The 726-nt window shown below is 46.0% G+C and carries 2 protein-coding genes; one reads left to right on the top strand and one right to left on the bottom strand.

Features of this window, described 5'->3' with window-relative positions; translation table 11 throughout:
- Positions 1-54: 54 nt before the first annotated feature.
- Entirely contained in the window at positions 55-402 is a 348-nt protein-coding gene (locus tag KNP78_RS15635; RefSeq protein WP_251128590.1) for a hypothetical protein, read from the top strand.
- A 132-nt stretch (positions 403-534) separates the two neighbouring features.
- Here KNP78_RS15635 and KNP78_RS15630 read toward each other — a convergent pair.
- The coding region (locus tag KNP78_RS15630) for a hypothetical protein (protein WP_214825425.1) at positions 535-726 on the bottom strand (192 nt) is incomplete at its 5' end.

Genomic DNA, 726 nt, shown 5'->3' with positions numbered 1-726 from the left:
AGACTCATCACTTACTTAACATACTAATTAAGAGAGTTATTAGAACTTGAAAAAATGGCTTCCAAGGCTTTGATTCTGTTAGGGCTCTTCGCAGTTCTTCTCGTCGTCTCCGAAGTGTCTGCCGCAAGGCAGTCGGGCATGGTGAAGCCAGAGAGTGAGGAAACTGTGCAACCTGAAGGCCATGGCCGTAGCCACGGAGGACACGGTGGTCGCAGAGGAGGCCACGGACTTGACGGATACGGAGGAAATGGCATGGTGAAGCCAGAGAGTGAGGAAACTGTGCAACCTGAAGGCTATGGTGGTCGCGGAGGACATGGTGGTCGCGGAGGACATGGTGGTCGCGGAGGACATGGTGGTCGCGGAGGAGGCCACGGACTTGACGGATACGGAGGAGGAAATTAAATGGTGGTTACGGAGGTGGAAAACACCACGGAGGAGGAGGCCATGGGCTTAACAAACCTGTTCAGACTCAGCCGGGTGTTTAAAACTATATCATATATACACCACCATGCATGATTGCATCTATATATAAACTTATGTATTATGTGTATGCCTAAAAATAAACCATTGTGTGGAATAATGTTTCATAATATTAATATAATGTCTCTCAGTTTGAAAATAATCTGCGCTGTTTGCATTATAAAATGGTCTGTTGGCTTCCTTATTCATGTTCTTAGGGTTGGGAAAAGAAGAAGATGGTAAACTGGCTAGGGATTTTTTTAAAAG

This window comes from Exiguobacterium sp. s28, assembly GCF_018618135.1.
GTDB lineage: Bacteria > Bacillota > Bacilli > Exiguobacteriales > Exiguobacteriaceae > Exiguobacterium > Exiguobacterium mexicanum_A.
The sequence above is the reverse complement of the archived record's forward strand: the minus strand, read 5'-3'. Positions and strand labels throughout refer to the sequence as shown.

Coding starts and splice junctions, on each gene's coding strand:
- KNP78_RS15635 (WP_251128590.1), top strand. CDS start 55: ATGGCTTCCAAGGCTTTGATTCTGTTAGGGCTCTTCGCAGTTCTTCTC.